This is a genomic window from Ruegeria sp. CDSC054, assembly GCF_059610645.1.
Genome location: NZ_JBXWOA010000008.1, coordinates 158,751 through 184,332 on the forward strand (window position 1 = coordinate 158,751; position 25,582 = coordinate 184,332).

30 protein-coding genes are annotated in these 25,582 nt (G+C 58.9%); 9 read left to right on the forward strand and 21 right to left on the reverse strand.

Annotated elements, in window-relative coordinates; all coding sequences use genetic code 11:
- Positions 1–20 precede the first annotated feature (20 nt).
- Together AC2FGC_RS16145 and AC2FGC_RS16150 are read left to right on the forward strand one after the other, a co-directional pair.
- Positions 21–728, forward strand: a complete 708-nt coding sequence (locus AC2FGC_RS16145) for a glutathione S-transferase family protein (protein WP_496726527.1) — start codon at positions 21–23, stop codon at positions 726–728.
- Positions 715–1,101 carry a DUF1801 domain-containing protein gene (locus AC2FGC_RS16150; protein ID WP_496726526.1) on the forward strand — a complete coding sequence of 129 codons (387 nt, stop codon included), beginning with the start codon at positions 715–717 and terminating at the stop codon, positions 1,099–1,101. Before AC2FGC_RS16145 ends, AC2FGC_RS16150 begins: the two co-directional genes overlap by 14 nt.
- Here AC2FGC_RS16150 and rnr read toward each other — a convergent pair.
- Genes rnr through dapE form a run of 3 tightly spaced genes read right to left on the reverse strand, consistent with a single transcriptional unit; the run spans position 1,092 to position 5,118 of the window.
- Entirely contained in the window at positions 1,092–3,353 is a 2,262-nt protein-coding gene (gene rnr, locus AC2FGC_RS16155; RefSeq protein ID WP_496726525.1) for a ribonuclease R, read from the reverse strand. The genes AC2FGC_RS16150 and rnr overlap by 10 nt on opposite strands.
- Before the next feature lie 46 nt (positions 3,354–3,399).
- Positions 3,400–3,975 (reverse strand): TIGR04282 family arsenosugar biosynthesis glycosyltransferase, encoded by a 576-nt coding sequence (locus tag AC2FGC_RS16160; protein ID WP_496782875.1) that lies wholly within the window; start codon positions 3,973–3,975, stop codon positions 3,400–3,402.
- A gap of 3 nt (positions 3,976–3,978) precedes the next feature.
- A complete protein-coding gene (dapE, locus tag AC2FGC_RS16165) occupies positions 3,979–5,118 on the reverse strand; it encodes a succinyl-diaminopimelate desuccinylase (RefSeq protein WP_496726523.1) in 1,140 nt (379 codons plus the stop codon).
- Between the two features lie 209 nt (positions 5,119–5,327).
- On the opposite strand from dapE, the gene AC2FGC_RS16170 reads away from it, so the two are divergent.
- Positions 5,328–6,386: a transporter substrate-binding domain-containing protein gene (locus AC2FGC_RS16170; RefSeq protein WP_496726522.1), complete on the forward strand. Its 1,059-nt coding sequence runs from the start codon at positions 5,328–5,330 to the stop codon at positions 6,384–6,386.
- On the opposite strand, the gene AC2FGC_RS16175 is transcribed toward AC2FGC_RS16170, so the two are convergent.
- On the reverse strand, positions 6,383–6,727 hold the full coding sequence (locus AC2FGC_RS16175) for a DUF8846 family protein (RefSeq protein WP_058272663.1): 345 nt from the start codon (positions 6,725–6,727) through the stop codon (positions 6,383–6,385). The genes AC2FGC_RS16170 and AC2FGC_RS16175 overlap by 4 nt on opposite strands.
- Before the next feature lie 114 nt (positions 6,728–6,841).
- On the opposite strand from AC2FGC_RS16175, the gene AC2FGC_RS16180 reads away from it, so the two are divergent.
- Positions 6,842–7,177 (forward strand): cupin domain-containing protein, encoded by a 336-nt coding sequence (locus AC2FGC_RS16180; protein WP_496726521.1) that lies wholly within the window; start codon positions 6,842–6,844, stop codon positions 7,175–7,177.
- 56 nt (positions 7,178–7,233) lie between these two features.
- Here the strand turns inward: AC2FGC_RS16180 and dapD are convergent, their stop codons facing one another.
- From dapD to AC2FGC_RS16195, 3 genes are all read right to left on the reverse strand, one after another.
- The gene (gene dapD / locus AC2FGC_RS16185) at positions 7,234–8,061 is read right to left on the reverse strand and encodes a 2,3,4,5-tetrahydropyridine-2,6-dicarboxylate N-succinyltransferase (RefSeq protein ID WP_496726520.1); all 828 of its coding nucleotides are present in this window, start codon (positions 8,059–8,061) and stop codon (positions 7,234–7,236) included.
- A 109-nt stretch (positions 8,062–8,170) separates the two neighbouring features.
- Complete coding sequence (locus AC2FGC_RS16190) at positions 8,171–8,770, reverse strand: GntR family transcriptional regulator (RefSeq protein WP_496726519.1); 600 nt, start codon at positions 8,768–8,770, stop codon at positions 8,171–8,173.
- A 44-nt stretch (positions 8,771–8,814) separates the two neighbouring features.
- Entirely contained in the window at positions 8,815–9,732 is a 918-nt protein-coding gene (locus tag AC2FGC_RS16195; protein WP_496782878.1) for a threonine/serine dehydratase, read from the reverse strand.
- A 79-nt stretch (positions 9,733–9,811) separates the two neighbouring features.
- Between AC2FGC_RS16195 and AC2FGC_RS16200 the strand changes: the two genes are divergently transcribed.
- Positions 9,812–10,654 carry an LOG family protein gene (locus AC2FGC_RS16200; RefSeq protein ID WP_496726517.1) on the forward strand — a complete coding sequence of 281 codons (843 nt, stop codon included), beginning with the start codon at positions 9,812–9,814 and terminating at the stop codon, positions 10,652–10,654.
- 3 nt (positions 10,655–10,657) lie between these two features.
- On the forward strand, positions 10,658–11,758 hold the full coding sequence (locus tag AC2FGC_RS16205; RefSeq protein ID WP_496726516.1) for a cystathionine gamma-lyase: 1,101 nt from the start codon (positions 10,658–10,660) through the stop codon (positions 11,756–11,758).
- Here the strand turns inward: AC2FGC_RS16205 and AC2FGC_RS16210 are convergent.
- On the reverse strand, positions 11,753–12,142 hold the full coding sequence (locus tag AC2FGC_RS16210; protein ID WP_113791816.1) for a hypothetical protein: 390 nt from the start codon (positions 12,140–12,142) through the stop codon (positions 11,753–11,755). The genes AC2FGC_RS16205 and AC2FGC_RS16210 overlap by 6 nt on opposite strands.
- Positions 12,143–12,294: 152 nt before the next feature.
- Between AC2FGC_RS16210 and AC2FGC_RS16215 the strand changes: the two genes are divergently transcribed.
- Entirely contained in the window at positions 12,295–13,212 is a 918-nt protein-coding gene (locus AC2FGC_RS16215) for a DnaJ C-terminal domain-containing protein (RefSeq protein ID WP_496726515.1), read from the forward strand.
- Positions 13,209–13,553 carry a hypothetical protein gene (locus AC2FGC_RS16220; protein WP_496726514.1) on the forward strand — a complete coding sequence of 115 codons (345 nt, stop codon included), beginning with the start codon at positions 13,209–13,211 and terminating at the stop codon, positions 13,551–13,553. The genes AC2FGC_RS16215 and AC2FGC_RS16220 overlap by 4 nt, the downstream gene beginning before the upstream one ends.
- Before the next feature lie 7 nt (positions 13,554–13,560).
- Here the strand turns inward: AC2FGC_RS16220 and AC2FGC_RS16225 are convergent, their stop codons facing one another.
- From AC2FGC_RS16225 to AC2FGC_RS16245, 5 genes are all read right to left on the reverse strand, one after another.
- Positions 13,561–14,187 carry a cytochrome P460 family protein gene (locus tag AC2FGC_RS16225; protein ID WP_496726513.1) on the reverse strand — a complete coding sequence of 209 codons (627 nt, stop codon included), beginning with the start codon at positions 14,185–14,187 and terminating at the stop codon, positions 13,561–13,563.
- Between the two features lie 232 nt (positions 14,188–14,419).
- Positions 14,420–15,607: a dual-specificity RNA methyltransferase RlmN gene (gene rlmN, locus AC2FGC_RS16230; RefSeq protein ID WP_496782880.1), complete on the reverse strand. Its 1,188-nt coding sequence runs from the start codon at positions 15,605–15,607 to the stop codon at positions 14,420–14,422.
- Between the two features lie 79 nt (positions 15,608–15,686).
- Entirely contained in the window at positions 15,687–16,064 is a 378-nt protein-coding gene (locus AC2FGC_RS16235) for a lysozyme inhibitor LprI family protein (RefSeq protein ID WP_496726511.1), read from the reverse strand.
- 147 nt (positions 16,065–16,211) lie between these two features.
- On the reverse strand, positions 16,212–16,379 hold the full coding sequence (locus tag AC2FGC_RS16240) for a hypothetical protein (RefSeq protein WP_199520039.1): 168 nt from the start codon (positions 16,377–16,379) through the stop codon (positions 16,212–16,214).
- A gap of 172 nt (positions 16,380–16,551) precedes the next feature.
- Positions 16,552–17,085: an invasion associated locus B family protein gene (locus tag AC2FGC_RS16245; protein WP_496726510.1), complete on the reverse strand. Its 534-nt coding sequence runs from the start codon at positions 17,083–17,085 to the stop codon at positions 16,552–16,554.
- Between the two features lie 178 nt (positions 17,086–17,263).
- Here AC2FGC_RS16245 and AC2FGC_RS16250 point away from each other — a divergent pair, with 178 nt between their 5' ends.
- Entirely contained in the window at positions 17,264–18,262 is a 999-nt protein-coding gene (locus tag AC2FGC_RS16250) for an asparaginase (RefSeq protein WP_496782882.1), read from the forward strand.
- Positions 18,263–18,264: 2 nt separating this feature from the next.
- Here the strand turns inward: AC2FGC_RS16250 and AC2FGC_RS16255 are convergent, their stop codons facing one another.
- The 8 genes from AC2FGC_RS16255 to hutI form a co-directional block, all read right to left on the reverse strand.
- Positions 18,265–18,585, reverse strand: coding sequence for a YciI family protein (locus AC2FGC_RS16255; protein WP_496726508.1), 321 nt, complete (start codon positions 18,583–18,585; stop codon positions 18,265–18,267).
- A gap of 23 nt (positions 18,586–18,608) precedes the next feature.
- Positions 18,609–19,037, reverse strand: coding sequence for an SRPBCC family protein (locus AC2FGC_RS16260; protein ID WP_496699487.1), 429 nt, complete (start codon positions 19,035–19,037; stop codon positions 18,609–18,611).
- The gene (locus tag AC2FGC_RS16265) at positions 19,025–19,354 is read right to left on the reverse strand and encodes an ArsR/SmtB family transcription factor (protein WP_282120371.1); all 330 of its coding nucleotides are present in this window, start codon (positions 19,352–19,354) and stop codon (positions 19,025–19,027) included. Before AC2FGC_RS16265 ends, AC2FGC_RS16260 begins: the two co-directional genes overlap by 13 nt.
- 40 nt (positions 19,355–19,394) lie before the next feature.
- Positions 19,395–20,273, reverse strand: coding sequence for a phosphoserine phosphatase SerB (gene serB, locus AC2FGC_RS16270; protein ID WP_496726507.1), 879 nt, complete (start codon positions 20,271–20,273; stop codon positions 19,395–19,397).
- Positions 20,274–20,341: 68 nt separating this feature from the next.
- The gene (hutU, locus tag AC2FGC_RS16275; protein ID WP_496782885.1) at positions 20,342–22,024 is read right to left on the reverse strand and encodes a urocanate hydratase; all 1,683 of its coding nucleotides are present in this window, start codon (positions 22,022–22,024) and stop codon (positions 20,342–20,344) included.
- On the reverse strand, positions 22,021–22,839 hold the full coding sequence (gene hutG, locus AC2FGC_RS16280; protein ID WP_496782887.1) for an N-formylglutamate deformylase: 819 nt from the start codon (positions 22,837–22,839) through the stop codon (positions 22,021–22,023). The genes hutU and hutG overlap by 4 nt, the downstream gene beginning before the upstream one ends.
- A complete protein-coding gene (gene hutH, locus AC2FGC_RS16285; RefSeq protein WP_496726503.1) occupies positions 22,839–24,374 on the reverse strand; it encodes a histidine ammonia-lyase in 1,536 nt (511 codons plus the stop codon). The genes hutG and hutH overlap by 1 nt, the downstream gene beginning before the upstream one ends.
- Positions 24,374–25,579 carry an imidazolonepropionase gene (gene hutI, locus AC2FGC_RS16290; protein WP_496782889.1) on the reverse strand — a complete coding sequence of 402 codons (1,206 nt, stop codon included), beginning with the start codon at positions 25,577–25,579 and terminating at the stop codon, positions 24,374–24,376. Before hutI ends, hutH begins: the two co-directional genes overlap by 1 nt.
- Between the last annotated feature and the right edge of the window lie 3 nt (positions 25,580–25,582).

Genomic DNA, 25,582 nt, shown 5'->3' on the forward strand with positions numbered 1-25,582 from the left:
CCCTGATAATGGAGCCCCCGATGCTGACCCTTTTGATCTACCCTTCTGCCTTCGGCCTGTTCAGCGCCAGCCCCTTCTGCGTCAAGGCCGCATATATGCTGGAACACGCGGGCCAACGCTGGCAGCGGTCCGATATGCTGGACCCCCGAAAAATGCCCCATCAAAAGCTTCCTGTTCTGCGTACGCCAGAGCGTCTTGTCCCGGACAGCGACCTTATTCGCGATTGGCTTGAGGCGCAGGGCGCGGACTTCGACCATGGGCTCAGCGACGTACAAAAGGCGCAGGCGCGGGCGCTGATCCGCATGGCCGAGGAACATATCTATTTTCAGGTCGTGATGGACAGATGGGCCAATGACGAGGTCTGGCCAATTCTGCGCGACACCTTCTTTTCGGTCATTCCCGCTTTGATCCGCACACCTGTTTCGAACTCCATCCGGAAAAAGGTTGTCCAGGGGTTGGGATTCCAGGGTGTTGCCCGTTTCTCACCTGTCGAGAGACGGGATCGGCTAGAGCGGGACCTTGAAGCGATATCCGCCTATCTGTGGCAATCACCCTACCTTCTGGGCGACAAACCGACCTCGGCAGATTTGAGCGTTGGACCAATGCTCGCCGCAATGCGCGCGACACCAGTGGAAACACCGCTGACCCGGCGGATCAAACAAGATAGGCTGCTCAACGATTACATCGACCGAATGGAACAGGCGATACCGCTGCATGACACCATTTAATGATCCCGCCGTTCAGGCCGCCTTTGAAGCACTCCCCGAAAATACCCGTTCGGGCGCGATTGCTTTGCGTGAACTGGTGTTTTCAACAGCCGGGACATTGCCCAAAGCGCAGCCATTGAATGAAGCGCTGCGTTGGGGGCAACCCGCCTATCTTGCCCCCAAGGGATCAACCATCCGCTTGGGCGGTCACAAATCGGCGTCCTTTGCGTTGTTCGTGCATTGTCAGAGCCGGCTGATGGGCGATTTAAGCACCGCCTTTCCGGGCGAAGATCGGATCGATGGCAATCGGGCCATCTTGTTTGATGACCCGGATCAGATCGACGAAACCCGCCACGGCTGGCTGATTGCTCGGGCGCTAACGTATCACCTTTGACGGCGTTTGCGCTCGACCTTGCGCTTGATCTTGTCCTTCTTGCGCTTGGTGCTGACCGCCTTGCGCCGTGTACCCCGCTTGGTGGGCCCGCCCCGCCCCCGCGGTAGGGCCTGATCATCGATAGACAGCAGCTCCAGCTCTAGCCCTCCGGTGACCGGCGTGGCTTCGGTCAGGCGCACGGTGACACGCTGGCCGATGGCGATGATCAAGCCGGTGTCTGATCCCATCAGTGTTCCCGCTTCGCGGTCGAAATGGAAAAACTCGCGCCCCAGTGATCGGACGGGGACCAGCCCATCCGCACCGGTTTCATCCATCTTCACAAAGGCGCCAAACCGGGCAATGCCACTGATACGGCCTGAGAATTCATTGCCCACGCGCTCACTCAGATATGCGGCAAGGTAGCGATCCGTCGTATCCCGTTCGGCCATCATTGAGCGGCGTTCGGTGTCCGAGATATGCGTGGCCGTTTCATCAAGGCGCGCGATTTCATCCTCGGTCAACCCGTCGTCACCCCAGCCATGCGCCGTGATCAGCGCACGGTGCACGATCAAATCGGCATAGCGGCGGATTGGAGAGGTGAAATGCGCGTAGTTGCGCAATGCCAACCCAAAATGGCCAAAATTCTCGGGGTTGTAATAGGCCTGCGCCATCGACCTAAGGGTGGTCAGGTTAATCAGCTCTGCATCCTCGGTCCCGGCGGCCGCGTTCAACAGCGCATTCAGGTGTCGGGTCTGCAGAACCTGCCCCTTAGCCAAATTCAACCCAGCAGCCTGAGCAGTCTCCCTCAGGCTTTCCAGCTTTTCTTGCGCCGGTTCCTCGTGCACGCGGAACAGCAACGGGCGGCGCTTGGCGATCAATGTCTCGGCGGCGGCGACATTGGCGAGGATCATAAACTCCTCGATCAGCTTGTGCGCATCTAGCCGGTCACGGAAGGCCACACTTTGAACCTCGCCCGCGTCGCCGAGAACGATCTTGCGTTCGGGCAAATCCAGCTCCAATGGTTGCCGTTCCGCCCGCGCTTTCTTGAGCGCGGCATAGGCGGAGTAGAGCGGCTTCAAAACAGGTTCCAACAAAAGCCCAGTGCGGTCATTTGTATTGCCGTCGATAGCGTCTTGTACTTCGGCATAGTGCAGCGAGGCGGCCGAACGCATCAGACCACGTACAAAGCGATGACCAATCTTGTTTCCATCCGCATCGATCTGCATCCGCACAGCGATACAGGCGCGCGGAACGCCTTCGTGCAGCGAACACAGGTCTCCAGAGAGGCGATCCGGCAGCATTGGCACCACCCGATCCGGGAAGTAGCTGGAGTTGCCGCGCTTGCGCGCCTCACGATCCAGCGCGGTACCGGGCTGCACATAGGCGGCAACGTCGGCGATGGCGACCCAGATCACATGCCCGCCAGGGTTCTTGGGGTCATCGTCGGCATGGGCGTAACAGGCATCGTCATGATCCCGCGCATCTGACGGATCGATGGTCAGCAGCGGCATGTCCCGCAGATCTTCGCGGCCTTTCAGCCCCACGGGTTTGGACTTGTCAGCTTCGTCAATCACCTTGTCGGGGAAATCATCCGGAATGCCATGCTGGTGGATGGCGATCAGCGAAACGGCCTTGGGTGCAGACGGATCGCCCAGCCGTTCCACGATACGCGCACGCGGCAAACCCATGCGGTTCTTTGGCCCGGCCTGTTCGGCTTCGACAAGCTCGCCGTCCTTCGCACCCAGTACGGCACCGTCCGCAACCAGCCATTCGGTCTGCCCGGCTTTGTCGATTGGCACGATCCGACCGCCTTCGGCCCCTTTGCGAAAGATGCCGACGATCTTGCGCGGGTTGGTTCCGATACGGCGGATCAGTCGTGCCTCGTAATTGTGGTCTTCCTCATGCACCACCGTCAGGCGGGCCAGAATTCGGTCGCCCTCTCCCAATGCAGGATCACTGGCGCGGGTGATGATCAGAACAATGGGCTCGACGCCTTCGCCATGCCATTCCAAAGGTCGCGCGAACAGGTCGCCATCCGCATTCGGAGCCTTCACCTGCAGTACGCTGACCGGTGGCAGGCGGTCCGGGTCGCGATAGCTGCGCTTACGCTTTTCCAGATGCCCCTCGGCCTCTAGCTCTTTCAGAATGCGTTTCAGATCGATCCGGTCCGCGCCCTTGATACCAAAGGCTTTGGCGATATCGCGTTTCGAGGTCAGGGTGGGGTTCGCCGAGATCCAATCGAGGACCTCCTGCTTGGTGGGTATCCGAGTCATACTTCCGGCCTATCACGGGTATGCGACGGCGTCATGATCAAAAAGCTCAGGGTCTCAGGTCGGCCACCGTATCAACGTCGCGCAGATGGTCCAGCAATCCTACGCGGCACCCCGGAACTGAGGCCAGAGTGTCGGCCAGTGCGGTTTCAGTAGACCAGCGCACATTACGAAACAAGTTGTTCGGCAACGCCCCGTATCGTTGGGCCCCTACCAGCCAATAGCCCCCGTCCGGCGCAGGGCCAAAAACGAATTGCGACCGCCCCAATTCCTTGAAGGCCCGTGCGACATGCTGCGATGTGATCCCGGGAATGTCCGCGCCAATCAGACAGACCGGTCCCCGCGGCATGCCGCGCAGCATGCGCCCCATGCGGTCGCCCAGATCACCGCGCCCTTGCGCCGCGCGGGGCAGATCAACGGGCCAGATGCGGCTGGTCAGGCCTTCTCGATCCGGAGCGACGGCCAGCACTATCTGCCAGCGTGGGTCCCGCAATCGCCGGATCAGCGCGCGTGTCTGATGGCGGAACCACCACGCGGCACCAACCATGCCGATGTCGCGCCCCAACCGCGTCTTGACCCGACCCGGGCGGGGTTCTTTCACCATGATGACCAATGTGCGCTGCATGGTTCAGGCGAAATAATCTCGAAGGATGCGCGTATATATCGCCTTGAGCTGCTCGATCTGCGCCACCTCGACGCATTCATCGACCTGGTGCATTGTTCGGCCGACAAGGCCAAACTCAACCACTGGGCAATGGTCTTTGACAAACCGCGCATCAGATGTGCCACCTGTTGTCGACATCTCGGGGCGCACACCGGTTTCGGTCTCGACCGCTTTCGCAACCAGATTAGACAGGGGGCCGGGCGGGGTCAGAAAGCTCTCACCTGAGATCTTGATCCTGACGTCGACTTCGACATCGTAGGTTTCAGCCACGGCGTTGGCCTCGACCTGCAACCACTCACTGAGGCTGGCGCCCGAGTGCAGATCGTTAAAGCGGATGTTCACCGCTCCGGTACATTGCGCCGGGATCACATTGGTAGCTGCGTTGCCCGTATCAATGTTCACAACAGCCAGGGTTGAGGCATCGAAATGGTCCGATCCCTGATCCAGTTCGTGGCTGGCCAGCTGATGCATCAAACGCGCCATGGCGGGCAAAGGGTTCTTGGCCCGGTGCGGATAGGCCGAATGCCCCTGCACGCCGGTCACTGTAAACCAGGCGGTCATCGAACCACGCCGCCCGATCTTCATCATCTCGCCCATTGTGTTTGGGCAGGTCGGCTCGCCCACCAAACAGGCAGACATGTGTTCTCCAGCCTCGGACATGTAATCAAGCAGTGCCGTAGTTCCGTCCACCGCGTCCGCCTCTTCATCGCCCGTGATCGCAAGAATAATCGCCCCGTCCGGGGGGGTGTCGCGCACGAAATCCACAGCGGCCGCCGAAAAGGCCGCCACGCCGGATTTCATGTCTGTGGCCCCGCGCCCATACATCACACCTTCGCGGATTTCTGCGCCAAAGGGGGGCATCGTCCAGGCCGCTTCGTCCCCCACCGGGACAACGTCAGTATGCCCGTTGAACCCAAAGCTGCGCGGATGGTCTTTCGGCCCCCAGCGCGCGTACAAATTACTGACATCGCCCCGGTCCGCGCGGGTGCAGTCGAACCCTGCGTCGGACAGAAGCTTCTCCAACAACACAAGCGCGCCACCTTCCTCAGGTGTGACTGATGGGCAACGGATCAGGTCCGCCGTCAACTTCACCGGATCTGTCATTTCTGGGCCCTTTTGGTTGGTTCAATCGCGGGATCGTGCACAGATTCAACGAATTGGACCAATTGCCAACCCCTCGCCACCGGATTCCGGGCGCTTTTTTCCGCGAGTCTTGAAATGACACCCCAATAAAACATGGCGGTTTACCTTGCGGCCACCTTGCCGTGCCTTTCAAATCTGCGTTAGAGGGCCGCGAAACAGGTGAATTGACGATGATACGTGCGCTTCTCGTTTGGATCTGCCTGACTTTCGCCGTTCTTGCACAGCAAAGCCAGGCGCAGACGCTTTCGGTCACGACCGTGACCCGCCCCCCGTTTTCCTATGTCGAGGACGGGGCCCAAACCGGTTTTTCAATGGACTTGTTGCAAGCCCTGTCCGAGGCACTGAATTGGGACTACTCAGTCACCAGGGTCGAGGCCTTCAGCGATATGCTTGGTGCCGTGCAGGATGGAACCGCGGACCTGGCTGTAGCCAATATCTCGATTACGGCTGCACGTGAAACGCAGATGGATTTCAGCCAGCCCATATTCGAGGCCGGCTTGCAGATCATGGTGCCGTCGGATGCAGCCCGCAGACCATCGCTGCTGCATGCCTTACTGTCTGTTGAGCTGTTCATTGCTATCGGTCTGGCCTTTGCAATCCTGCTTGGCGGCGGGATGCTGATGTGGGGGTTTGAGCGTCGGGCCCAGCCGTATTTCGACCGTAAGCTGAATGAGGCATGGTTCCCGTCCTTTTGGTGGGCGCTGAATCTTGTGGTCAATGGCGGGTTCGAGGAACGCATGCCGCGCACACCGTTCGGACGGTTGCTGGGCGTGGTACTGGTGGTGTCCTCACTGTTCATCGTATCGGTCTTCACAGCGCGCATCACGTCGGTCATGACCGTGGATGCCATCAGCGGCAACGTGAACTCGGTCAACGATCTTTACGGCAAGCAGGTGGGCACAATCTCGAACTCGACTGCCGCAAACTTCCTGAACCGGCGCGAGATTGAATTTTCCGGTTATGAAAACCTGGATGATGTGCTCACCGCATTCCGGGATAAGGAATTGGACGCCGTCGTCTTTGACGCGCCGATCCTGTCCTATTTCACCGCGCATGAAGGACGCCGGATCGCGACGATGACTGGCGGTATTTTCCTGCGAGAGAACTACGGGATCGCGTTCCCGACCGGCTCGCCATTGGTCGAGGACGTGAACCAGGCCTTGTTGGCGCTGCGCGAAGACGGCACCTATGACGAAATTTACCGCAAATGGTTCGGGGTCCGGAACTAAGCCGGTTCTTCATCCCCGAAAAACGGCGTCATTTGCGCCACGATAACGGCGTTTTCGTCCAGCGCCCTCTGCATCAGGGCGCGTTCGTCAGGATCAATATCGTGACCTTGCGCTTCACGCTCGGCCAGGGTGCCGTATCCTGTAACGTCCAGTGGCGCAGTGTCCGCCTGCTTCAGAATCGCAACGGTTTCACGCACGGCCTCGGCCTCATCCACACCGCTGGCAAAACACATCAGCGCCGCTCCGGTCGCGCCTTCGGGCAGGCCGTCGCCTTCTTTGCGGCCGATCTGAACGAGCAATGTATAAACTTGCTGACGGGACGGTTTCTTTTGCTTTTCCATGCAGGGGGCCATAGCTGCGCGTCTGTCCGCGGTCAAGCAGCCGGGAATTGCGGGAAGCCCTAAGCGCGTCCATAGTACCCGCGAAAACCCATTTCAAACTGCAAAGGATTTTTCATGGCCTACCCAGATTTCATCACAGACTTCCCTAGCCTCGACGTGCCATTCCCCGAGGATGTGGTTCAGACCGCCGTCGTCCGATCAGATGCGGGTTTGGTTGCGTTCTTCACGTTCCTCAAAGATTTCGAACTGCCACCGCATTCACACAAGGCGCAATGGGGCACGGTGGTCGAGGGCGAGGTTGAACTGACAATCGGCGGAGAGACTAAGACCTATCGACCCGGCGACAGCTATTCGATTCCGTCGGGCGTGGAACATGGCGGAAAAATCAAGGCGGGCTCGCGGGTGATCGACGTATTTGAGGAGCCTGACCGCTATCCAGTCAAAGGATAAACAGAAAAGGGCTGCGGCGAGATACGCCACAGCCCCGTTTCAAATCCGCGCTTAATTTAGTCGCGCAGCAGTTCGTTGATCCCGGTTTTCGAACGAGTCTTCTCGTCCACGCGCTTTACGATCACGGCGCAATACAGGTTGACGTTGTTCTTGGATGGCATCGAGCCCGCGACAACAACCGAATAGGGCGGCACTTCGCCATAAGTGACTTCGCCGGTTTCGCGATCCACGATCTTTGTGGACTTGCCGATAAAGACGCCCATTCCCAAAACCGAGCCTTTGCGCACGATGCAGCCTTCGACCACTTCCGAGCGTGCGCCGATAAAGCAATTGTCTTCGATGATGGTCGGGCCAGCTTGCATTGGCTCCAAAACTCCGCCGATGCCAACACCGCCTGACAGGTGTACGTTTTTACCAATCTGCGCGCAGGAACCAACGGTGGCCCAAGTGTCGACCATGGTGCCTTCGTCGACATAGGCGCCCAGGTTCACGAAGGACGGCATCAGAACCACGCCGGGTGCGACATAGGCGGATTTACGGACGACACAGTTCGGCACCGCGCGGAAACCAGCGGCACGCCACTGGTTTTCACCCCAACCGGCGAACTTGCTGTCCACCTTGTCCCACCAGCCGCCGTCCTGCGGACCACCGGTCTGGATTTCCATATCCTTGATGCGGAAGCCAAGCAGAACCGCCTTCTTGGCCCACTGGTTCACATGCCAATCGCCGCTCTCCAGCTTTTCAGCAACCCGCAACGTGCCGCTGTCCAGCGCGTTCAGTGTGTCTTCGATAGCTTCACGTTGTTCGCCGGTGGTGGCGGGCGTGATGGTGTCTCGCGCCTCCCAGGCGGCTTCGATAGCGGTTTCCAGTTGCGCGTTGGACATCGGATGGCTCCCTGCAGAATCTGTTCACGTTTGTTTGGCCTATACGCAACTGCATCTCGCGGTGCAATGCGACGCAGAAGGTACGATTTGCGGCTAGCTTGACCTGTGTTCAGCTGGCGCGGCGGATATGGCGCGTCAGAATGGCCGTCGCCGTGGCCGCGTCCTTGCGCTTGAGCGCCTGAACGATGGCTGCGTGGTCACCATCCGCGCGGTGTACCCACTTGGGGCGCCAATGGGCAAACAGATGGCGCGCGCCGGCGATATGCAGGTCATCAATCGCATGCAGCAGGCGTGGCAACCCGCATGGCGTCAGGATCGAGCGATGAAAGGTACGGTTGCACGCTTCCCACTCGGGCATCGTTTGCGCGGCATCACAGGCGATCCGAGCGTCATCCGCCTCTTTCAGCGCACCAGGCGTCATATTCTGTACCGAATGCTGCAAGGCGAGAGATTCCAACACGACGCGCATTTCAACCACTTCGCGCACTTCTGCCGGGTCCAGCGCCGAAACACGCATACCGCGGCGCGGCTCACTTTGGGCCAACCCGTGCGCTTCGAGTCGCAGCAATGCCTCGCGCACCGGTACATGGCTGGTCTCAAAGGCCCGCGCGATGTGATCCTGACGCAGCTTTTCACCGGCAAGCAGTTCGCCGGTGATAATCTTCTGTCTAAGATTTTGGTAGATTGTGTCAGCGATCGTAGTGGTCATAGATTATCGATAAAATCCTTAACCACCTTCCACAAGCCGATAATTCACCCCATCAGCGGGTCCGGGGCGATATTTCCCCCGCACACCAGAGCCGCCACGCGTTCGTCCGGTTCTGGCTTATATACACCTGAGGTCAAAGCCGCCAACGCGGTCGCACCGGCCGGTTCGACCAATACGCGATGGTTCCGCCATAGCGCCTTTTGCGCATCGGCAATCGCCTCATCAGAGACGAGAACAGACGTCATTCCCTGTGCAAGATCGAAACAAATCCCTCCGATCCGCCGCGCGCCCAGCGCATTGGCTGCAATCCCCGAGACCGAGACATCCACCGGTTCACCCGCCTGCAGCGCCGCGTTCAGCGCGCAGGAGGTTTCCGGTTCGACTGCTACGACCTTGCGAGCGCCATCAAACCAACCCAAAGCCCCGCCAATCAAGCCACCGCCGCCCACGGCCACCAGAATGGTGTCAGCCTGCAGTCCCTGTGCCTCCCATTCGGCAAAACACGTGCCCTGCCCTGCTACGGTTGCCGGTGCATCATAGGCGTGGATTTGCATCGCCCCGGTTGCTGCCTCATGCGCTTGGGCCTCGCTCAGCGCGTTAGCGTATTCACCCTGTACAACTGTCAGATCTGCGCCCGTCTGTTCAATCAGGGCGATCTTGGATGGTCCGGCAAGGTCTGGCACGAAAATCTTGGCCGGATACCCCAGCGTTTGTGCCGCATACGCCGCCGCCGCACCGTGATTGCCGCCAGATGCTGCCACAACGCCAGCCTCGGGCACGTCCAAACTGAGCAGCGTATTGAACGCCCCACGCGCCTTGAAGCTGCCCGTGTGCTGCATATGCTCCAGCTTCATTTCGACCGGATAATCCAATCCGGGCACGCGGATTTCAATCACCGGTGTCACCTGCGCATAGCCATCGATCCGGTTGGCTGCGGCTGAAATTTCACTCTTCCAATTCATTCTTGTTCTTCCGTGACTGGCACTCTGCCTGCGAACACTATAGCTGTTTTATGAACACGCAAGCAGGGAACCATCACCCATGAGAGAAGACCGCCTCAGCCCTTTCCGCGACGCCCAGACTGACCGCTCGACCGCGAGCGAGGTGCCGGACACGCCGCAGACGCGTTCACCCGCCTATCGCCTTGCCTTTGCGGACGATGATTTCCTGTGCCGGGATGAGCTGCGCCCCGTGCGCCTGCAGCTGGAATTGCTGAAGCCCGAGATGATCATGACCAAGCGCGAGATCACCTCGACCATCGTCATGTTCGGTGGCGCGCGCATTCCGGAACCCGCGCAAAAACACACCGCGCGGACGGATACATTGGCAGGATTGTCAAAATACTATGACGAAGCGCGTGAGTTTGCCCGCCTGATGACCGAAAAGTCCAACGAAACCGGTTGCCGGGAAAACGTGATCGTCACCGGTGGTGGCCCCGGCGTGATGGAGGCCGGAAATCGCGGTGCCCAGGATGCCGGCGGTTGTTCGATTGGCCTGAACATTGTTCTGCCGCACGAGCAGGCGCCGAACCTGTATGTAACGCCCGATCTCAGCTTTAACTTCCACTATTTCGCCATTCGCAAGATGCATTTCCTGATGCGCGCCCGCGCCATCACCATCTTCCCCGGCGGCTTTGGCACGCTGGACGAGTTGTTCGAATCCCTGACGCTGATCCAAACCGGCCGGATGGAGCGTGTGCCGTTCCTATTGTTCGGCCGCGATTTCTGGGAAAAAGTCATCAACTGGGAGGCGCTGGCTGATGCGGGCACGATCTCGGACGAGGATCTCGACCTGTTCCGCTTCGTGGATACCGCGCAAGAGGCGGTCGAGATTATTGAAAACTGGGAACCGGCCCCACCCCGCGATGAAATTCCGGGGCGCTGAGACATGAAGCCGCCAAAGACCGGTGAGATGTTGCACCTGCGCGGGAACGCATTGAGCAAGGGCGATCCGGTGGCCCTGCCACTGACACAAAGCAGTATGTACCATCTGCCCGGCGCACCTGACGGACACCCGACCTATGGACGGGTCGACAACCCGACATGGGTGCATCTGGAACATGTGTTGGCGCATCTGGAAGACGCGCCCTGTCTGACCTTTCCGTCAGGCATGGGGGCGATTTCTGCCGCTTTGTTAGCGACGGTGAAAGCCGGGTCTCATATCCTGATCCCCTCGGACGGGTATTATGTCACACGACTGCTGGCCGACCGGTTTTTGGCCAATCTTGGCATCTTAGTTACTGAACGTCCGACGACGGCGTTCGCTGAGGGCGGGTTTGACGGCTTCGACGTGGTCTTTTTGGAAAGCCCCTCGAACCCAGGGCTGGATATGATGGACCTGCCCGCGATCGCTAGCGCCGTTCGCGCGGCGGGCGGTCTCACGATTGCCGACAACACAACGATGACCCCATTGGGTCAACGCCCGTTGGATTTGGGCATCGACGTGGTGGTCGCTTCGGATACCAAGGCAATGGGCGGACATTCGGACCTGCTAATGGGTCATGTCGCCAGCCGCAACGCGCAGATCATGGAACGGGTCGAAGAATGGCGGCGCGTTTCCGGCGCGATCCCCGGCCCGCATGAGGCATGGCTGCTGCATCGCGGGTTGGAAACGCTGGACGTTCGTTTCGACCGGATGTGTGCATCGGCGCAAGTGCTCGCGGAACGGTTGGCAGAACATGAGGCCGTGAAACAGATCCGCTATCCCGGCCTGTCGGATGACCCGTCCTATGCTCTGGCCAAAGCGCAGACGTCCCGGTTCGGGTTCTTGTTGTCGATCACGTTAGAGACCGAGGAAAAGGCCGAAACTTTCATCAACACCTGCCCGATGCTGCGACCGGCCACATCGTTCGGCGGTGTTCACAGTTCTGCCGAACGACGCGCACGCTGGGGCGATGATGTCGATCCAGCCTTTATTCGTCTTTCAATAGGTTGCGAACCAACGGATGAACTGTGGCAGGCGATGGAAACCTGCCTGAACGCGTTATGATTTCTTCTTAGGCTCGCGCAGTTCGGTGAACACATAGATCGGCAGCACAATGCTGGCGATCAGTGCGCCTAGCCAAACCAGCAGAGTCGCCGCCAACAGGTTGGCAACGCCGCCAACGGTCAACCCGGCCGTAATCAGATCGGTCACCAACAGGCCGACGAACGTCACGATCAAGGCAATCCCACCTTTGATCGAGGGGGCTTTTTTCTCACCCAGTTTCAGGATCAGCGGCTCGGCCACCACCTGCACCAGTGTGAACACGATCACCACGACGATGAATGAAATCGGCTTGATCGCAAACCCCGACAACAACAGCGTTGCAAGCAACAACCCGATGGCATTCCCGGCCAACAGGGCCAGTGCGGATTTTATTCTGCGCGTCATGGGGTTCTCCGTGAGTGATCAGTTAGAAACATGCAGATGTTAACAGACCCGAAGGAATTTGCGAGCGGTTTCAAAAGCCACTTCCTTTTGGGTCATTGAAATCGCATGATAAAACACATTCATCCTGTTCAGACCGACCCGCGAGAGGTGAGATGAGCGACGATCCCTATACCATCCTTGGCGTCGCCAAAGACGCCAGCGCCGCCGAGATCAAAAAGGCATATCGGCGCATTGCAAAAGAATGCCACCCGGATCTCAAGCCCGGGGATGCCGAGGCAGAGGCCAAGTTCAAAGGCGCGGCATCGGCCTATGACCTATTGAAAGACCCGGACACGCGCGCGCGGTACGATAGTGGTGAGATTGATGCCTCGGGTCAGGAACGTCCCCAGCAGCAGTATTATCGCGAATATGCCGAGGCCGCCGGGAACCCTTACCGTGGGCGCGCAGCAGACCCGGATGACATGTCAGACATCTTTGCCGAATTCATGCGTGGCCGCGGAGGATACCAGCAGCGCACGCACGAATTTCACGCACCGGGGCACAATCGCGCTTACAATCTGCAGATCAGTTTTCTGGACGCGGTGTTCGGCGCCAGCCAAAAGCTGACGCTGCCAGATGGTGACCGGATCGAGGTGAAGATTCCTGCGGGCATCACCGATGGACAAACCATCCGCCTGCGCGGCAAAGGCGATCCGGGTTTTGGCGAAGGCCCGCCCGGCGATGCTTTGGTCACTGTGTCAGTGGCAAAGCATCCGGTCTTTGATCGCAAGGGCGACGATATTCATATCACACTACCGATCACGATCGATGAGGCCATTCTGGGTGGCAAGGTTCCTGCCCCCACGATTGACGGTGGCGTCAATGTCAGTGTCCCGGCTGGAACCAGCAGCGGTAAAACCCTGCGCTTGCGTGGCAAGGGAGTTAAGAAGCGCGGCTCGTCTGATCGCGGGGATCAGTTGATCGAACTGACCGTGTACATGCCGGACCAAATTGATGATGATCTGAAGCAATTCATGAAGACATGGCGCGAAACCCACAGCTATGATCCGCGGAAAGGAATGCCGTCATGACCCGCACCCTGACCGAGGAGCAGCTGATCGCAACCGTCACCCGCCTGACCTCGACCCGCCTGACCGAATACCTGGCTGCCGAGATCGTCATTCCCGAGCAAACCGAGCAGGGACTGGTGTATCACACCCTTGACGTTGCGCGGCTGGAGCTGGCATGCGAGCTGCACGACCAATACGAGATGGAGCCTGATGCGCTGTCGATGATGATCTCACTGATCGACCAGATGCACGGCCTTCGGGCCGAGTTACGCGAGGTTCTGAATGCGGTAGAAACGCAACCGGAGCCGGTGCGTCAGACATTGATCGAGGTGATCGGTTCGGCGCGGTTCGGTCGCAAGTGACCCGCGCTTAGTTGCCGACAACATACTCTTCGGGAACAAAGAACGTGTAATCCCGATCAGCCACCGCTTCGTGACAATCATGGCAATAGACGACAGCGTCCGAACGCGCGCCCATCGTGTCACCAAACAGGGACCCATCCGGCATCACCATGATGTAACGCCAGTCCGCTGTTTCCGGGCTGGTACCTTGTGCCAGTTTTTCCATCACGAACAGGGCACCGGGATGGACGTTGCCCTCGTCGGTGACCGTGACACTGTCCTTGGCCAGCACTGACCCCATCGGCAGCTTTTCACCCTCGGCCAAAGTGCCATAGTTGTGCGCCATGCGGTTGGCATAGCTGTTCACATAGCGCTGCCCATGGGTTGCCGAGATGTAAGGCGCGTCGTTGAACAGTGGCCATGCCTGATAGTTCATCAGCAAATCCAACTGCGCGGCTGCATAGCCACGCTCCATCCGGCGCTGCAGGGACTTGTAGATGCCCAAGGCTTCTTCTTTGGACAGCTCGGCAGGATTTTCAATGGCAAGGTGAGCATCCTCACCACTGGATTGAGCGCCAACCTGATGCGCAGCAAGCCCCACCACAAACAAAGCCGCAAGAGATGTCGGAAACAGTCTTGAAAATCGTACAAACATTTATTTGGCCCACCTGGTTCAAAAGGTTCGCCTGAACGCCGCAAATTTCGTCTAAAATGATAGCGGCCATGAACAAACGCGCCACGACCGGAATGCGACTCTCACTGCTTTGTGCGCAAGCGTGAGGCCTAGGCAGCCGGTTTCAGCCCATAAAACATATCAAATTGTGCATACAAATAACAGCGGCCAGAACATTAATTTCTTGGCGTAGTTTGCACGAAAGCTGGATGTGTTAGCTTTGCAATCCCGCTTCGGCTTCGATCTGCTTCCGCGACTTGCGCGCGCGCTCTGTGGCCGATTTCAACTGACCACATGCCGCCATGATGTCCTCGCCACGTGTTTTGCGAATGGGAGAGGCATAGCCTGCCTGATAAATAATGTTCGCAAACGCCCGAATGCGGTTATTCGAGCTGCGCTTATAAGGCGCCCCGGGCCATTCGTTGAACGGGATCAGGTTGATCTTGGCGGGAATGTTGTGACTTTTGATGTGGTCGATCAAGCGATGCGCATCTTCGTCACTGTCGTTCACGCCATCCAGCATCACGTATTCAAAGGTGATCCGCTCGGAATTCGACACTTTGGGATAGTTTGCCAATGCCTGCAGCAGCTCTTGGATCTTCCAGCGCTTGTTGATGGGCACCAGAACATCGCGAGTTTCATCCGTTGTCGCGTGGAACGAGATCGCCAGCAAACAGCCGATCTCGTCAGCTGTGCGCGCAATTTCCGGCACCACGCCCGACGTCGACAGGGTGATCCGACGGCGCGACAGGGAAATCCCTTCGGGATCCATGGCGATCTTCATCGCGTCGCGCACGTTTTCAAAGTTATACAGCGGCTCACCCATGCCCATCAGAACGATGTTCGACAACAGGCGCGTTTCGTCCTTGGGCGCACCAGGGGTTGGCCATTCGTCCAGATCGTCGCGGGCCATCATCACCTGACCAACGATTTCTGCAGCCGTCAGGTTGCGCACCAGTTTCTGCGTGCCCGTATGGCAGAAGGAACAGGTCAGCGTGCAGCCAACCTGAGACGAGATACACAGCGTCCCGCGATCCTCTTCGGGGATGTAGACAACCTCAACTTCATGGCCACCCGCGATGCGGCAAAGATACTTGCGCGTGCCGTCCTCGGACACCTGCCGGGTCACGACCTCCGGGATTTCAACAACGAAATTCTCAGCCAGTTGCGCACGATACGCTTTGGCGAGGTTGGTCATCTCGGCAAAATCGCGCACGCCCCATTGATAGATCCACTGCCAGATCTGCCCGGTCCGCATCTTGGCCTGCTTTTCCGGCGTACCATGTGCGATCAGAGCGTCACGCAACTGATCACGGGTCAACCCGACAAGGTTGATCTTCCCCTCGGGCAGTTTGCGGGGGATGGTCATGACATCTTGAGTGATCGGCGCTTTGGGCGACATGTTGCTATCTCAACGAATTCGGGCTTGGGATGCGCCTCTATATAGGATCGCGCGCAAAGATCAAAAGAATTCGTATCGTTTAATTTGCCATACGCAGCAATTCGTCCGCACGCGCCCGGCCAAGATCGACGCGACAAGACGCGATGGCGATGCCGGTACCAGAGCCGCCGCCGTATGAAGCACCCACAGCTTCACATTGCGCATCGCGATATCCTCTCCATGCCTCTTGCGCAGCCTCAAGCGCCGGTTGTGCGACCACACGGTCTGTGACCTCGTCCAGCTCAACTGCGGACTGCATGGCGAAGCCATAGCTTGTCTCAACAGCCATATTCACGCGTTTCTCCATTTCCCCAACGCAGGCTCCGATTTCGACCTGCGAACCTGCGTCGTAACATTCCAGGCTGGGATCCGCCCACGCGGCCGACGAGAAAAACACTGCAATCAAGACGTAACGCATTATCCGTTTCCACATATGAACCCTTGAATGTGGCCACCGTAGCACGCGTTGCGCTGTGGTCCCAATTGCAAGTCGGCCGCAAAGGCCAAACCGATGCGGCCGAACTATCTGCATTACGATTGCGAGGAATCAGATCAGGTGAACATGTCAGATCCCTGCAGGTAGGATGTCGCAATCATCCGCGTCCAAAGTTTGCACGGGGTCTTTCGGGCCGCATTGCTCGCCAGATACCGGATATGTTTCGTTGTTTTTTTCACATGCACTCAAAAACACGGCGGCAACCACCAACACGACAGCAAGGGGTTTGTTCAGCATGGATAAGCTCCTTCCATATATTTGAACTGATTGGTTCAGAAAAATGGATCGCTTGCCTTGATGCGGATCAATTGGGGGGGGGTGGACGTAACGTAATGATCAGATGACACGTATGATCGCCCACGAAAAAGCCCCGCCAAATGACGGGACTGCGCGAACCTGTTGTCCTTGCTTATTGGGTGCAGCGCTTTTCGGCGTCTTCGATCGCAGCACTGAAACCCAACAGCGAGAAGGTGTCTTTGGTCTGGGTGCCGCGCTCGGACCGGGCGGTCAGAACAGCCTCGGTGCCGCGCTTCATCGCTGCGACGACCTTCAGATCTTCGCCTTCGGTTGCCGGCCAGGCCCATTCACCTTCGGTGATCAAAGCGAACTCGGTGCCGTCAATCTCAAGGGTGACCGTCGATCCTGCCGCGAAAGGATAGCCGCCAGTAAAGGTCACCTGACCTTTGACTTCGGCATTCGGGCGGTAGAATACGAACAACAGGATGTCGCTGCGGCGCACCGAAACCACGCGTCCACCTTTGGTGTTCACAGTCTCTTTGGGCGCGGATACGCTCCAGCATTCTGTGGGATCTTTCTCCACAAAAACGCTCCAGTCGGTCTTCGCAGCAACCCGATTGGTGCTGGTCGCCTGCTGAGCGATTGCGGTTGTGGCCATCCCTGCCACGCACAGACCCGCAATTGTGCGGACGAGTTTTGATCCCATCTGTCCAGCCTCCTAGCTCGACCTAATACCTCATACCCATCGAGACCGCATACGAACTCTGTCGGTTCGTCTGTAAGTTGCGTATTCCGATGATTGTCGACATACACACACTAACGCAGGTTTCGCCACAGGCGAAAGGGCGATTGGCAGATTTTTGCGCATATAATGGAGGGGCCAGATGACGCAGCCGGTACCAATGACAGAACTATGGCGAGGCCCCTTGTTGGAAAGCCTGCATCTGGGCCACGCAGTGATCTGCGACGACAGCGGTCAAATCGTACGCAGCTGGGGCGATCCGGACGCGGTGATTTACCCTCGGTCTTCTGCGAAAATGATCCAGGGGTTGCCGCTGATCACATCGGGTGCAGCCGCCAAATATGGCCTGAACTCCGAGCATCTGGCCCTCGCCTGTGCCTCGCATAGCGGCGCACATATCCATACCGACAGGGTTACTGCCTGGCTGGATCACTTGGGCTTGACCGAACACGATCTGCGCTGCGGTCCGCAAGAACCGCAGGACATGGCCGCGCGCGACGGGCTGATACTTGCCAATGACACGCCCTGCCAGATCCACAACAATTGCTCGGGCAAACATTGCGGGTTTCTGACGGTCGCACAGCACATGGGCGCGGGACCGGAATACCTTGAGATCGACCACCCCGTACAGCAAGCCTGCCTGTCCGCGCTGGAAGATACCACTGGAGAAACCAGTCCTGCCTATGGAATCGATGGATGTTCGGCCCCGAACTTTGCGACATCACTGGTGGGACTGGCGCGATCCATGGCGTGGTTTGCCTCGGCCGCAGATCGGTCGGACCGCGCCAGCGACGCGGCACAGCAACTGACGGCTGCGATGATCAAGCACCCGGAGCTGGTGGCGGGCGAAAGCCGCGCCTGCACCGAGTTAATGCGCGCCATGGACGGCCGTGCCGCAATTAAAACCGGAGCCGAGGCGGTGTTCATCGCCATCATTCCAGAAAAGAGAATGGGTGTTGCGCTGAAAATCACTGATGGCACCACCCGCGCCAGCGAATGCGCAATCGCCGCGATTCTGGTAAGCCTTGGTGTGCTGGAGGCCGATCACCCGGCCACCCGCAAATTCATGAATGCCACGCAATACAGCCGTCGCTGGCTGGAATGTGGCGAGATCAGACCTGCGCCGGGGTTCCCCGGCTAAGGTTACATTTCGATTTCATGCACCTCGGCCACCTCGACCGAGCCTGAACCGTTGACCACCATGGGACAGCCCTTGGCCATTTCGGTCGCGGCATCAATGCTGTCGGCCTTTACGACCGTAAAACCGGATGCCGGGTTTGCGCCGCCATTGTCGACGACGCTTCCGTTGCTGACCGTATAGGATTGACCAACCGGGTTACCGGGAATGTCCAGCGCCTCGCCCATGCCTTGGAACCATGCGCCCCACGCGGCCATGGTTGCTTCGACTTCGGCGGGGTCGGTTGGTGTGGTTCCGCCGTGATACACAAACAAAAATTGTGGCATTTTATTTCCTCCCTAATGAAAACTTATCCAAACTGCGCCTCAAGCTTGGCCAGCGACGATGTCCAGCCCATGTTGTGGTTTGCTGCGGCCTCGGCATCTGCCAGTTCGCGGTGGTCCAGAACCAACCGCGCGCCGTTTTCCGTTGCGACGACCGAAAACGTCACGTGGCTTTCCGCCCCGCGCTGATCCTGATCGTCATGCCAGGCCCAAGTAAACCCAACCGAATTGGGCGGATCAACATGGGTGACATGACCGGACACCTTGAATGTCTGGCCTTCTGCATTCTTCATTATTGAATACCAAGGCCCCGTGCGTGAGAAATTCAGGTCATGCTCGGGCACATGCACCCCTTCGGGCCCCCACCACTGCAACAGCTTCGCCCCGTCACTTATCCAGGCAAACAGGTTTTCGGGGGTGGTCGGGAACTCACGTTCCAGTTTCAGGTCGGCCATGAGTTTTCCCTTTCAATGAGGTCGCCCAGACGATCGAGGCTGTTTTCCCAGAACTGACGTTTTGAGATGGTCCATTCCGCAATCGCCCGCAGCCCGTCGGGCTGGATAGAATACATCCGCTGGGTGCCGTGGACGCGCTGTTGCACCAATCCGGCCTCGCGCAGCACTTTCAGATGGCGCGAAATCGCTGCGCCCGACATACCGCGCCCTTGGATCAGGTCACCGGCAGGCAGCTCTCCGTCCTGCATCAGTTGCTCAACGATCGAGAACCGAGTGGAATCGGACAAAGCAGAAAAAGCATTTATCAGAGTGTTCATAGCCTTTATTTAACACGTAAGTTAAATAAAGGGAAGACCTTTAATCGGACACAAATTCCGAGCGGCTATAGCCCTGAACGTACAGCAATGCTGTCAGATCGCCATGGTTGATCCGAACCTCGCATTGCTCGGCAACCGTGGGCTTGGCATGCAGGGCCACCCCTGTTCCCGCGCGGTGCAGCATCCCCAGATCGTTGGCCCCGTCGCCTACGGCAATAACGTCTTCTTCACGCAAACCCAGTCGCGCGGTGATCTGTTCCAAGGCATCCACCTTGGCTTGACGCCCCAAAATGGGCCGCAGTACATCCCCGGTCAGTTTTCCGTTTTGGGCCAGCAGGGTGTTGGCACGGTTCTCGTCAAAGCCCAGCACCTCGGCCACTTTTGCGGTAAACGCCGTGAAACCGCCCGAGACCAAGGCGGCATAGCTTCCGTTCTGGCGCATCGTCGCGACCAGTTCCTTGCCGCCCGGCATCAGAGTGATGCGTTCATCCAGTACTTTACCGATCACCGCCTCATCCAGACCTTTCAACAGACCAACCCGTTCGGTCAGCGCGCCCTCAAAGTCCAACTCGCCATTCATGGCGCGTGCGGTGATATCCTTAACGCGGTCGCCGACGCCGGCCTCATCCGCCAGTTCGTCGATGCATTCCTGTTGGATCATGGTGCTGTCCATATCGGCCAACAGCATCTTCTTACGGCGGCCTTCGGTCGGTTGGACAACCAGATCCACGCCCATTTGCTGCAGGTCCGCCCAGGCATCCCACCGGTTGCCCGGCATTTCGCTAAGATGGAACTCTGCTGCTTCATCCGGGCTGAGCCAAACGATCTCACCACCGCCCCATGCGTTCCGCAAGGACTCGACCAGCGACAATTCCAGATTAGACACATCGGGGTCGGTCAACAGGGTGGCAACGTACATATTCGATCTCCGGCAAGCTCACCTGCGCATATCGCAGGTGCAGCATTTTCGCCAGAGTCTGTTTCGAACTAGCCCAAAATACCCGGCAGGCGCAGCCCATGGGCCCGCGCGCAATCCTTGGCAATGTCGTACCCTGCATCCGCATGGCGCCAGACGCCCGAGGCCGGGTCGTTCCAGAGAACCCTTTCCAACCGCCGCGCGGCATCTTCGGTGCCATCGGCACAGATCACAACACCCGCATGTTGGCTAAAGCCCATCCCGACGCCACCACCGTGATGCAGAGACACCCATGTCGCCCCGCTCGCCGTATTGATCAGCGCATTCAGCAACGGCCAGTCGCTGACCGCATCCGAGCCATCCAGCATCGCCTCAGTCTCGCGGTTGGGGCTGGCCACAGACCCCGAGTCCAAATGGTCGCGTCCGATCACCACCGGCGCCTTTAGCTCGCCATTGGCGACCATCTCATTGAACGCCAGCCCAGCCCGGTGTCGGTCACCCAATCCAATCCAGCAGATACGCGCAGGTAGACCCTGAAACGCGATCCGCTCTTGCGCCATGTCGATCCAGCGATGCAGGTGCTCATTCTCGGGGAACAGTTCCTTCATCTTGGCATCGGTTTTGTAGATGTCCTCGGGGTCGCCCGACAGAGCACACCAGCGGAACGGGCCGATGCCTTTGCAAAACAGCGGGCGGATATAAGCGGGTACAAAGCCGGGGAAGGCAAAGGCGTTCTCAAGCCCCTCATCCTGAGCGACCTGCCGGATGTTATTGCCGTAATCCAGCGTCGGAACGTCCGCGTTCCAGAAATCCACCATCGCCGCGACATGCTGCTTCATCGAAGCGCGAGCGGCTTTTTCCACCGATTTAGGGTCTGTTTCACGCTTTTCGCGCCACTCTCCCATAGTCCAGCCCAATGGCAGATAACCGTTAATCGGATCATGCGCGCTGGTTTGGTCGGTGACGATATCAGGACGCATCCCGCCCGCCTGCATCCGAGCATAGATCTCGGGGAAAACCTCTGCCGCATTGCCCAGCAGACCAACCGACTTCGCTTCGCCAGCCCTGGTCCAGCGGTCAATCATCTCCAGCGCTTCGTCCAGCGTTTCGGCCTTTTCGTCGAGGTATTTGGTCCGTAGGCGGAAATCGATGCTGTCCGGGTTACACTCAACAGCCAGACATGAAGCGCCTGCGAACACGGCCGCCAGCGGTTGCGCGCCGCCCATTCCACCCAGACCTCCGGTCAGAATCCACTTGCCTGTCAGGTCACCGTTGTAATGCTGACGCCCCGCTTCGGCAAAGGTCTCATAGGTGCCCTGAACGATACCCTGCGTGCCGATGTAAATCCACGAGCCAGCGGTCATCTGGCCGTACATCATCAGGCCCTTCTTATCGAGCTCGTTGAAGTGATCCCAGGTCGCCCAATGTGGAACGAGGTTGGAATTGGCGATCAGCACCCGCGGCGAATCCTTGTGCGTGCGGATGATCGCGACCGGCTTGCCGGACTGGACGATCAGCGTTTCGTCTTCCTCCAAATCCTTCAGACCGGCAACAATAGTGTCGAAATCCTCCCACGTGCGGGCCGCGCGACCGATACCACCATAGACCACCAACTCATGCGGGTTCTCGGCCACATCCGGGTGCAGGTTGTTCATCAGCATCCGCAGCGGGGCCTCGGTCACCCAGCTTTTGGCGTTCAACTCGGGGCCGGTCGGTGGATAGATATCGCGGGTGTTTTTGCGCGGATCGCTCATTTCTGGGCTCCTTGTCTGGTCAATTCGCCCGAGAGGGCAAGATCGTTGATGCGGGTCAGCATAGTTGTCAAATGGGGGCGCAGTTTCGCAGCGCGGTCCTCGCGCCATGTCCACGGGGGTGTCTCGTCCATGTAAGCCCGCTGCGCGATCTCCATCTGGATGGCGTGTATGCCATCAGAAGGGCGACCATAGTGGCGGGTGGTCCATCCCCCGCGAAACCGGCCATTCAGGACCGAAGTGAAACCTTCGGCCTTGCTCGCCACGTCGTGCACGGCTTGCTCAATGGCCGTGTCGCACGTCAGCCCATCATTGGTTCCAGTGTTGAACACCGGCAATTCGCCTTCGAACAGAAACGGGATCAGCGACCGGATCGAGTGGCAATCAAACAGGATCGCCATGCCGTGCCGGTCCCGAACGCGGCTCAGTTCATCCAGAAGGGCAGCGTGATAAGGTGCGTGGTATTTGCGCCGTCGATCTTCGACTTCATCCTCGGATGGTGATTGCCCGTCATTCCAGATCTGCTGCCCGTCGAAATCGGTCAGAGGCACAAGGGTGGTGGTATTCTGGCCCGGATATAGCGAGGCCCCGAACGGATCACGATTGGCGTCGATGACGTAGCGATGAACATGCGACTGCACGACCGTGACATCATCCAATATCCCCTTATAGAGCCTATTTATGTGCCAGTCCGTATCCGCCATACCGCGCCCGTTGTCATTCAGACGGACCGCTGTTTCGTCTGGCACATAAGTTCCGCCATGAGGCTGGCCCAGCACAATGGGACCGTCCCCGCGCTGCACGCTGAACACCTGCATCAGAACAGCCCCGGCATCTGGGCACCCACTGCCCCAAGGATGTCACCCTCAGCCACCAAGCACTTGGATGTTTCCAGATCGGGTGCCAAATAGCGGTCTTCGTTCAGTGTTGGGATCTCTGCCCGTACCCTATCCATTACCCGTTGCAACGGTTCGCTGGTTGCCAGCGGTGCGCGGAACTCCACGCCCTGAGCAGCACAAAGCAACTCAACTGCCAGAATGTAATTCAGGTTCTCGACCATCCGTGTCAGACGCCGCGCGCCATGTGCAGCCATCGACACGTGATCCTCCTGGTTGGCCGAGGTCGGTGTGCTGTCGGTCACGCAAGGATTGGCAAGGTGTTTGTTCTCGCTCATCAAGGCGGCGGTCGTGACTTCGGCAATCATCAGGCCCGAGTTCAACCCGGGATCAGGTGTCAGGAACGGCGGCAGATCAAAGCTGAGCGTCGGGTCGACCATCAAGGCAATGCGCCGCTGCGCAATCGCGCCAACTTCGGACACAGCCAGCGCGATCATGTCTGCGGCAAAGCCGACCGGTTCGGCATGAAAGTTTCCACCTGAAACGATGGCACCCGCCTCAGTCAGAACCAGCGGGTTGTCGGTGGCCGCGTTCGCCTCGATCTCAAGCGTGGTGGCCGCTTGGCGCATGACGTCCATGGCCGCGCCGGTGACCTGCGGCTGACAGCGGATGCAATAAGGGTCCTGAACGCGCGTGTCGCCATCCCGGTGGCTTTCGCGGATCTCGGACCCGGCCAGTGTGGCACGCATGGCGCTGGCGGCTTCGGTCTGGCCGCGGTGCCCACGCAGGGTATGGATTTCGGGCTGCAAGGGCGCGGTCGACCCCATGATCGCATCCGTCGACAGGGCCGAGATGACCAGCGCGTTTTGCGCTGCACGCCAGGCATCGAACAGACCGGCCAGCGCGAATGCAGTCGAGAATTGCGTGCCGTTGATAAAGGCAAGCCCTTCCTTTGGACCGAGTTGAATAGGCTCTAATCCAGCTGATTTTAGCGCTTTTCCCCCCGGCAGGATGGTACCGTCAACCTCGGCTTCACCTTCGCCGATGACTACGGCTGTCATATGCGCCAGGGGCGCAAGATCGCCCGAAGCCCCGACCGACCCCTGCGCGGGAATAACCGGGGTCACGCCCTTGGCCAGCATCTGCTGCAACAGCTCGATCAGTTCCCAACGCACGCCCGATGCTCCACGTCCGAAGGACAACAGCTTTAGCGTCATCATCAGCCGGGTTACACAGCGTGGCACGGCCGAACCAACGCCGCAGCAATGGCTAAGGATCAGGTTGCGCTGAAGGGTCGAAGTGTCCTTGGCCGCGATCTTGTGGCTGGCCAGCTTTCCGAACCCGGTGTTAACGCCATAAACCGGGTCTTCCCCGGCCGCAGCTTCGAGAATGCGATTGGCTGCAGCCTCCACCTTGGGTTTGCATCCGTCATCCAGCGATACTGCAGGCTGCGACCAATACACTTCAGACAGATCTGACAGCGTAACCTGACCGGGCACAAGCGACAGCGTCTTCATTACAAACCTCCGAAAATGCGGGTGTGCAGCGGGTTGAAGCCGATCCGATAGGACAGCTCGGCTGGGTGCGTGATGTCCCATACCGTCAGGTCTGCGCGCTTGCCTTCAGTTATTGTGCCAGTGTCGGTCAGGCCCAAGGCTTGCGCCGCATTGCGGGTCACGCCAGCCAATGCCTCTTCCGGCGTCAGGCGGAACAGGGTGCACGCCATATTCATGGTCAGCAGAACCGACGTCAGAGGGGACGAGCCGGGGTTGCAATCCGTCGCCAGCGCAATCGGCACCCGATACTGGCGCAGCAGTTCAACCGGCGGCGCCTGCGTTTCGTGCAGCGTATAGAACGCCCCCGGCAGCAGCACGCCCACGGTTCCGGCTTGTGCCATGGCGGCCACGCCAGCCTCGTCCAGATATTCGATATGATCTGCCGACAACGCCCCGTACGAAGCCGCCAGGGCTGCCCCTCCGAGGTTCGAAAGCTGCTCTGCATGCAACTTGACCGGAAGGTTCAATTCTTTCGCCACATCAAAGACCTTAGCGATCTGAGACGGATCAAAGGCGATCCCCTCGCAAAAGCCATCAACGGCATCCACCAGACCCTCTTCATGCGCCAAACGCAGAGTCGGGATGCACACATCGCGAATGTAGGCATCGGCGCGACCCGGAAACTCAGGCGGTACCGCATGAGCTCCTAGAAAACTTGTTTTCACTCGCACCGGGCGCACTTCGCCGATCCGGCGCGCGGCGTGCAGCATCTTGAGCTCTGTGTCGGTGTCCAGGCCATAGCCCGATTTGACCTCGATGCACGACACGCCCTCGGCCAACAGGGCGTCCACTCGCGTCAGGGCATCCTCTAACAGGGCCTCTTCGCTGGCCGAACGGGTCGCTGTGACCGTCGACAGAATTCCACCACCTGCGCGCGCGATCTGTTCATATGAGGCACCATTCAGGCGCATTTCGAACTCGACCGCCCGGTTGCCACCAAAGACGACATGGGTGTGGGCGTCGATTGGCGCCGGCGTTATCAGCCGGTCGCCATAGTCCACGGTCGGCCAGTCAGAATAGTCGGCAGGCAGCGCATTCCGTGGTCCGATCCAGGCAACATTCTCACCATCAACAGCAAGTGCTGCGTCCTGAACCATCCCATAACGTTCGGCGCCATCGTCCATGGTCGCCACCCGCGTGCTCAAAAGGACAGATTTTTTGGCCATATC

Coding starts and splice junctions, on each gene's coding strand:
- AC2FGC_RS16145 (WP_496726527.1), top strand. CDS start 21: ATGCTGACCCTTTTGATCTACCCTTCTGCCTTCGGCCTGTTCAGCGCC.
- AC2FGC_RS16150 (WP_496726526.1), top strand. CDS start 715: ATGACACCATTTAATGATCCCGCCGTTCAGGCCGCCTTTGAAGCACTC.
- rnr (WP_496726525.1), bottom strand. CDS start 3,353: ATGACTCGGATACCCACCAAGCAGGAGGTCCTCGATTGGATCTCGGCG.
- AC2FGC_RS16160 (WP_496782875.1), bottom strand. CDS start 3,975: ATGCAGCGCACATTGGTCATCATGGTGAAAGAACCCCGCCCGGGTCGG.
- dapE (WP_496726523.1), bottom strand. CDS start 5,118: ATGACAGATCCGGTGAAGTTGACGGCGGACCTGATCCGTTGCCCATCA.
- AC2FGC_RS16170 (WP_496726522.1), top strand. CDS start 5,328: ATGATACGTGCGCTTCTCGTTTGGATCTGCCTGACTTTCGCCGTTCTT.
- AC2FGC_RS16175 (WP_058272663.1), bottom strand. CDS start 6,727: ATGGAAAAGCAAAAGAAACCGTCCCGTCAGCAAGTTTATACATTGCTC.
- AC2FGC_RS16180 (WP_496726521.1), top strand. CDS start 6,842: ATGGCCTACCCAGATTTCATCACAGACTTCCCTAGCCTCGACGTGCCA.
- dapD (WP_496726520.1), bottom strand. CDS start 8,061: ATGTCCAACGCGCAACTGGAAACCGCTATCGAAGCCGCCTGGGAGGCG.
- AC2FGC_RS16190 (WP_496726519.1), bottom strand. CDS start 8,770: ATGACCACTACGATCGCTGACACAATCTACCAAAATCTTAGACAGAAG.
- AC2FGC_RS16195 (WP_496782878.1), bottom strand. CDS start 9,732: ATGAATTGGAAGAGTGAAATTTCAGCCGCAGCCAACCGGATCGATGGC.
- AC2FGC_RS16200 (WP_496726517.1), top strand. CDS start 9,812: ATGAGAGAAGACCGCCTCAGCCCTTTCCGCGACGCCCAGACTGACCGC.
- AC2FGC_RS16205 (WP_496726516.1), top strand. CDS start 10,658: ATGAAGCCGCCAAAGACCGGTGAGATGTTGCACCTGCGCGGGAACGCA.
- AC2FGC_RS16210 (WP_113791816.1), bottom strand. CDS start 12,142: ATGACGCGCAGAATAAAATCCGCACTGGCCCTGTTGGCCGGGAATGCC.
- AC2FGC_RS16215 (WP_496726515.1), top strand. CDS start 12,295: ATGAGCGACGATCCCTATACCATCCTTGGCGTCGCCAAAGACGCCAGC.
- AC2FGC_RS16220 (WP_496726514.1), top strand. CDS start 13,209: ATGACCCGCACCCTGACCGAGGAGCAGCTGATCGCAACCGTCACCCGC.
- AC2FGC_RS16225 (WP_496726513.1), bottom strand. CDS start 14,187: ATGTTTGTACGATTTTCAAGACTGTTTCCGACATCTCTTGCGGCTTTG.
- rlmN (WP_496782880.1), bottom strand. CDS start 15,607: ATGTCGCCCAAAGCGCCGATCACTCAAGATGTCATGACCATCCCCCGC.
- AC2FGC_RS16235 (WP_496726511.1), bottom strand. CDS start 16,064: ATGCGTTACGTCTTGATTGCAGTGTTTTTCTCGTCGGCCGCGTGGGCG.
- AC2FGC_RS16240 (WP_199520039.1), bottom strand. CDS start 16,379: ATGCTGAACAAACCCCTTGCTGTCGTGTTGGTGGTTGCCGCCGTGTTT.
- AC2FGC_RS16245 (WP_496726510.1), bottom strand. CDS start 17,085: ATGGGATCAAAACTCGTCCGCACAATTGCGGGTCTGTGCGTGGCAGGG.
- AC2FGC_RS16250 (WP_496782882.1), top strand. CDS start 17,264: ATGACGCAGCCGGTACCAATGACAGAACTATGGCGAGGCCCCTTGTTG.
- AC2FGC_RS16255 (WP_496726508.1), bottom strand. CDS start 18,585: ATGCCACAATTTTTGTTTGTGTATCACGGCGGAACCACACCAACCGAC.
- AC2FGC_RS16260 (WP_496699487.1), bottom strand. CDS start 19,037: ATGGCCGACCTGAAACTGGAACGTGAGTTCCCGACCACCCCCGAAAAC.
- AC2FGC_RS16265 (WP_282120371.1), bottom strand. CDS start 19,354: ATGAACACTCTGATAAATGCTTTTTCTGCTTTGTCCGATTCCACTCGG.
- serB (WP_496726507.1), bottom strand. CDS start 20,273: ATGTACGTTGCCACCCTGTTGACCGACCCCGATGTGTCTAATCTGGAA.
- hutU (WP_496782885.1), bottom strand. CDS start 22,024: ATGAGCGATCCGCGCAAAAACACCCGCGATATCTATCCACCGACCGGC.
- hutG (WP_496782887.1), bottom strand. CDS start 22,839: ATGCAGGTGTTCAGCGTGCAGCGCGGGGACGGTCCCATTGTGCTGGGC.
- hutH (WP_496726503.1), bottom strand. CDS start 24,374: ATGAAGACGCTGTCGCTTGTGCCCGGTCAGGTTACGCTGTCAGATCTG.
- hutI (WP_496782889.1), bottom strand. CDS start 25,579: ATGGCCAAAAAATCTGTCCTTTTGAGCACGCGGGTGGCGACCATGGAC.